The 6,646-nt window shown below is 31.1% G+C and carries 5 protein-coding genes and 1 pseudogene; all 6 read right to left on the bottom strand.

The annotated features are described in order from the left end of the window. Positions 1-539 (bottom strand): annotated as a pseudogene (locus I2A75_RS14725) (ABC transporter permease); the annotation flags it as partial. Continuing rightward, a complete protein-coding gene (locus tag I2A75_RS14720) occupies positions 539-2,059 on the bottom strand; it encodes an ABC transporter ATP-binding protein (RefSeq protein WP_195265897.1) in 1,521 nt (506 codons plus the stop codon). The gene I2A75_RS14720 and the pseudogene I2A75_RS14725, both read right to left, overlap by 1 nt. Before the next feature lie 74 nt (positions 2,060-2,133). Then, complete coding sequence (locus I2A75_RS14715; protein ID WP_195265886.1) at positions 2,134-3,240, bottom strand: BMP family ABC transporter substrate-binding protein; 1,107 nt, start codon at positions 3,238-3,240, stop codon at positions 2,134-2,136. 104 nt (positions 3,241-3,344) lie between these two features. Beyond that, positions 3,345-4,367 (bottom strand): LacI family DNA-binding transcriptional regulator, encoded by a 1,023-nt coding sequence (locus I2A75_RS14710; protein WP_195265884.1) that lies wholly within the window; start codon positions 4,365-4,367, stop codon positions 3,345-3,347. 277 nt (positions 4,368-4,644) lie between these two features. Further along, positions 4,645-5,310, bottom strand: coding sequence for a deoxyribose-phosphate aldolase (gene deoC / locus I2A75_RS14705; RefSeq protein ID WP_195265882.1), 666 nt, complete (start codon positions 5,308-5,310; stop codon positions 4,645-4,647). A gap of 22 nt (positions 5,311-5,332) precedes the next feature. Further along, positions 5,333-6,637 (bottom strand): pyrimidine-nucleoside phosphorylase, encoded by a 1,305-nt coding sequence (locus tag I2A75_RS14700; RefSeq protein WP_195265880.1) that lies wholly within the window; start codon positions 6,635-6,637, stop codon positions 5,333-5,335. Positions 6,638-6,646 lie beyond the last annotated feature (9 nt).

Genomic DNA, 6,646 nt, shown 5'->3' with positions numbered 1-6,646 from the left:
AACCAAGATGCTCTTAAAGTTGCTGAATCTGCTAACATCTTTGATTCAGTTTCTAAGAATTCACCTTTGAAATATTTTGGAATATTATAATACACTATCCAATAAGCTACCCAGTTCATCATTATTGATGATACAACTTCGTGAACGTTGAATTTAGCTTTTAAAACTCCAGGAACTGTAGCCCATATTGCGCCTCCTAAAATACCAGCTAATACAACAATAGGAACAAGGATCATTTTAGGTAAATCTAAAGATAGCCCTACTGCAATTGAGCAAAATCCTCCAAATAACATTTGGCCCGGTGCTCCAATGTTAAATAATCCTGTTTTAAATGCAAAGGCAACTGAAAGTCCTGTTAGCATTAATGGAGTTGCAGTGGCTATAGTGTTACCTATTCTTTCTAGGTTCTTTAAACCACCCTTGAATAAAAATTCATATCCTTCAAGAGGATTAAATCCCATAACAGCCATTAATATCGCGCCTGCTATAATTCCTAAAATAACAGCCATTATAGATTTTAAGCCTTGATTTTTTTCCATTAGCTTTCACCTCTCTTTATTCCTGCCATCATTAGTCCAACTTCATTTTCATCTGTTTCTGAGGCATTTACTATTCCTATAAGTTCGCCATTATTAACAATAGCAATTCTATCTGAAACATTTAGTATCTCATCTAATTCTAGAGATACTAAAAGTACAGCTTTCCCATTATCTCTTTGTTCAACAAGTCTTTTGTGTATGTATTCTATAGATCCTACATCTAATCCTCTAGTTGGTTGAACAGCTATTAATAAATCAGGATTTGACTGAACTTCACGTCCAATAATCCCCTTTTGTTGATTACCACCTGATAAAGATCTAGCTATTGATTTTCCACCTTCGCCAGCTCTAACATCAAATGTTTCAATAATATTATTTGCATATTCAGTTATCTTACTTCTATTTATAAGTCCATTTTTAGAAAACGGTTCATTTTTATAAACTTTAAGAACCATATTATCTTCCATAGTATAATCAAGAATAAGTCCTCTTTTATGTCTATCTTCTGGGATGTGCGCTATCCCCTCATCAATCCTATTTCTTATTGAAGTTTTAGTAATATCTTTTCCATTAAAGAATATACTTCCACTTTCTATACCTCTCATGCCAGTTATAGCTTCTACTAATTCTGTTTGTCCATTTCCTTCAACCCCAGCTATACCAACTATTTCACCTTTTCTTACATTTAATGAAAAGTCTTTTAACCCTAAAACCTTCTTATTATTTTTAACTGATAAATTCTCAAGCCTTAATACTTCATCTCCTGGCTTTGCTTCTACTTTATCAACTTTAAATGAAACTTGCCTTCCAACCATCATCTTAGCCATATCAGCTTCAGTAGTTGTTTTAACATCAACTGTTCCTATACACTTTCCTCTTCTTATAACTGTGCATCTATCTGCAGCTGCCTTAATTTCTTTTAGCTTATGTGTAATTAAAATTATTGATTTTCCTTCTTTTATAAGATTTTGCATTATTTTAATTAAATCATCAATTTCTTGAGGAGTTAAAACGGCTGTTGGTTCGTCAAATATAAGAACCTCAGCATTTCTGTATAACATTTTTAAAATCTCAACACGTTGTTGCATCCCAACAGATATATCTTCAATTTTTGAGTATGGATCAACATTTAAGCCGTAAGTTTTTGATAGTTCATCAATCCTTTTAGCAGCACTTTTTATATCTACTGTTAAAAAGTTTTTTGGTTCACAACCTAAAATTATATTTTCTGTTACAGTAAAATTTTCAACTAATTTAAAATGTTGATGAACCATTCCTATTCCTAAATCATTTGCCACATTTGGACTAGAAATTTTAACTTCTTTCCCTTTTACTTTTATTGCTCCAGCTTCTGGTTGATACATCCCAAAAAGCATTCCCATCAATGTAGATTTTCCTGCACCATTTTCACCTAAAAGAGCATGAATTTCTCCCTTTTTTAGTTGTAATGTTACATTATCATTTGCCACAATCCCTGGAAACTCTTTTCGAATGTTAAGCATTTCTACTACATACTCCATATAATTCACCGCTTTCCTCTTTTTATATTTATAAGGAAGCTTAAAGGATAAGCCTTTAAGCTTCCTTATATAAATTACTTAATTAAATCGCCTTTTTCACCAGCTACTTTAATTTTACCTTCTTTTATTTGATTGAATATTTCATCAGCTTTACCTGTAGTTTCTTTACTTAAATTTGGATTTTCTTTTGGAAGTCCAATTCCATCATTTTTTGCATCAAAAGTTAAAGTTTGTCCTCCAGGGAACTTGCCTTCTAATTCAGCTTTAACCATTTCATATGAAGCTGAATCTACTTTTTTCATAGCAGAAGTTAAAATGATTGATTTATTATCCTTGTATACACCATCAGCATATTGGTCAACGTCAACACCAACTATCCATGCTTCTTTACCAGCTGTTGCTCTTGTTTTAGCTTCATTTATAGCTCCAACACCAACTCCACCAGCTGCTGTAAATATTGCTTTAACTCCATTATCGAACATAGTTGCTGCTAATTGTTGTCCTGCTGCTACGTTATCAAATGAACCTTGATAAACAACATTTTCTGCTTTGATATTCATTTTTGTATTCAAGTTCTCATTTGCATATTTAACACCTTGTTGGAATCCCCAGTTAAATTTTTGAACTGATGGTATTTCCATTCCGCCTATGAATCCTAATTCACCTTCTTTTAACTCAAGAGAAGCAGCTACCCCTGCCAAGAAACCAGCTTCATGTTCAGCAAAGAATATAGCAACTGCATTTTCTCCAACCTTTGCTACATTATCATTTCCTTGTTTTCCATTGTTAGGAGATCCATCAATGATTACAAATTTAGCATCTGGATACTTATCTTGAGCTTGGAATATAGCTGTTTCAAATTTGAATCCAGGAGTAACTATAAACTTATAATCTGTATCAAATAGGTTTCCTATTTCCTTCATATAATCTGCTTCTGTAGTTCCAGATGGTTTTAAGTAGTTATCTTCAATTTTAAAATCTGCTTTTGCTTTTTCTATACCTTCCCAAGTACCTTGATTAAATGATTTGTCATCAATAGTACCTGCATCAGTAACCATACCTACTTTTAAATCTTTCTTTGTTTCGCCTTCGCCTTTTCCTTCATTCCCATTACTACCACAACCTACAAGTCCAGTAACCATAAGAGCAGCAAGTGTTAGTGCTATTAGCTTTTTTTTCATAATAATCCCTCCATAAAATAATATATAGCAATCTTTGATATACAAAGAAGTGCGTCATTAAATAATATTAACTATTGATACCGCTTACAAATTTGCTTAAATTTTTATTGATCAACCCTATCTTCTGAGCCATTTGAAATTAATTTAGGTGGTATCTTTATTCTTTTAATTTTATTTTTTTCATTAGACTCAAATATTTCTAAAAGCAACTTTATAGATGATTGTCCTAATTCCGTCGGAGAGTCTTCTATATAAGTTAAGTTAATACCTAATATATCTATAAGATCAATTTTATTAAATCCAACTAATGCTATATCATTAGGAATCCTCTTGCCTCTCTCAAATAAAGCTTTAATGACACCTAAAGTCATCCTATTACTACATGAAATTATTGCAGTAGGTGGATTCGGCATATCTAAAAATTCTTTAGTTAATTCATAGGACTTGTCTAAATTAAATTTTCCATCCTTTATATAATTGTCCATAATTGAAATATTATTTTCGATTAATGCCTTTTTATATCCATTAAGTCTATTTGCTGCTGAGCTTGAGCTTATTATCCCCGTTATTATTCCTATCTTATTATGGCCCTTATGTATTAATAAATTTGTAGCATCATATCCGCCTTTTATATCATCAACAAATACTCCATTTAAGTCCATATAATTCAGGTCTGCAGAAACCAATACAATGGGTATATTTATGCTATTTATCATATCAGTAAATATATCTTGAAACTCAGTATCTCCAAATCCAGGAGTCATTATAACTCCTTTTAATCTGTGTTTCTTAACTTCATCTAGCGCTTTAATCTCACTTTTCACATCATTATTTGTGTTAAATAATATTATGTTTAAGCCTACATCTTCTGCGACTTTACTTATACCTTTTATTATCTCACCAAAATATGAATTTGTTATATCTGGAACTATTATTCCTATAGTGTTTGTCTCTCTTTTAGAAAGACTTCTTGCTATTGAACTGGGAACATAATTCATTTCTTCAATAACTTTTAGCACCTTCTCTTTTGTCTCTTCTTTTACATAAGATGAATTATTTAATACCCTAGAAATCGTTGCAGAAGATACGCCTGCTCTTTTTGCTATATCATCTATAGTTACTGCCATTTCATTTCTCCTTATGCATCTCTGATAAAACTTAATAAATTTCTCCTATATGCATATTATATATCTAATATATTGATTTGTACTAGTCCTAAATTCTAATAAATATAAATTTTGATATTTATTTCTAAAATAAGAAGTATAGTAATAGAATTTTTTGCCTTTTAATTAAATTTTCTATAATATCAGATGATATTGTCGATTAACTATTTAAATATAATTAAAATTTAACTATCGCTGATAAAATATTGTTAAGCGCTATTATTTAATTAAAGAATATTTAATATCCCTTAACTTCTTCATTATTCATTATTTTGATTATGGAGCTTGTACCGAGTCTTGAAGCTCCTTTTTCTATGAATTCTTCCGCTTTTTCAATACTCTTAACTCCACCTGCGGCCTTAATTTTTATATCTTTTCCAACATACTTTTTAAATAATTCTATATCTTCAATAGTTGCTCCACCTGTACTAAAACCAGTAGACGTTTTTATAAATTCTGCTCCAGATTTTGCAACACACTCACATAATGTAATCTTTTCTTCTTCAGTTAAGAGACAAGTTTCTATTATTACTTTTAATATTTTATCTCCACACGCTTCTTTTATTTGTTTTATTTCGTTAGTTATATAGTTGTAGTTTTTTACCTTTACCATTCCTATATTTATTACCATATCAATTTCATCAGCGCCCTTTTGTATAGCATCCCTTGTTTCAAAAACTTTTACCTCTGTTGTATTATATCCATTAGGGAATCCTATTACAGTACATATCTTTAATGATTCTCCAACATAATTTTTTGCTCTTTTCACGAAAGAAGGTGGAATACATACTGATGCAACTCCATATTTCATACCATCATCACATATGACTTTTATTTCGTCCCATGTAGATGTTTGTAAAAGTAATGTATGATCAACTGTTTTTAATATATCTTTTATGTCCATTTCTATCTCCTAACTCATTTATTTACTCAATTATTTTGTGTATTATATCTGATTTAGCTGGCTTTTCATCAGACATTTTATAAGCTGATAAAAGCATCTCTTCAGCTTTTTCAACTCTAGTCATGTCACTTGTATATATAGTAGCTAATATATCGCCCTTATTTACATAGCTTCCCATCTTTTTAGCTAATATTATTCCAGCACCATAATCTATTACATCATCCTTAGTTTCTCTTCCTGCTCCTGCTAACAATGAAGCTATTCCTACTTTTTCTGCATTTAATTCATATACATATCCTTCTTCTTGAGCCTTTACTTCATGTGCTATCTCTGCAATAGTAAATAGATTCTTATCTTCTATTACTCTTGTATCTCCACCTTGGTTAGCTACAAGCTCTTTTAATTTTTCAAGAGCTTTTCCATTCTTAAGAACTTCCTCTAAAATAGCTCTTCCCTTATTTACATCAGCCTCTATATTAGATAATTTAAGCATTTGAGCACCAAGTCTTAAACATAACTCTCTTAAATCTGCTGGACCTCTATCACTTAAAACTTCTATTACTTCTTGAATTTCCAACGCATTTCCTATTGCATATCCTAAAGGTTCTCCATTTAAGGTTATAGCTGCTGATGTATTTCTATTTAATCCCTTTCCTATAGAAACCATAGCTTCTGCAAGTTTTTCAGCATCTTCTTTAGTTTTCATAAATGCTCCATCACCATATTTAACATCTAATAATATCGCATCTGAACCTGATGCAATTTTTTTGCTCATTATACTAGCAGCTATCAAAGGAATACTATCTATAGTAGCCGTAACATCTCTAAGCGCATATATTTTCTTATCAGCAGGTACTATGTTCTGTGTTTGTCCAGCTATTACAAGTCCTGATTTATTAACAAAATCTATAAAGTTGTCTTTTGATACATTTATATCAAAGCCTGGAATTGCTTCAAGCTTATCAAGCGTTCCTCCTGTATGTCCTAATCCTCTCCCTGATAATTTAGCAACCTTTCCTCCAGCTGCTGCAACCATAGGTACCAATATTAAAGACGTTTTATCTCCTACACCACCTGTACTATGCTTATCAACCTTTATTCCATTTATTTCGCTTAAATCAACAACGTCTCCTGATTTAATCATTGCCATTGTTAAATTTACTGTTTCTTCTTTACTAAATCCATTTAAATAAATTGCCATTAATAGTGCTGATGTTTGATAATCTGTAACTTCACCTTTCGTATAACCTTCTATAAAAAATTCTATTTCCTCTTTACTCAACTCTTTTTTATCTCTCTTCTTAGCAATAATATCAAAAGCTCTCATATTAAAACC

Source organism: Clostridium sp. 1001275B_160808_H3 (genome assembly GCF_015550425.1).
Classification (GTDB): Bacteria; Bacillota; Clostridia; order Clostridiales; family Clostridiaceae; genus Clostridium.
The sequence above is the reverse complement of the archived record's forward strand: the minus strand, read 5'-3'. Positions and strand labels throughout refer to the sequence as shown.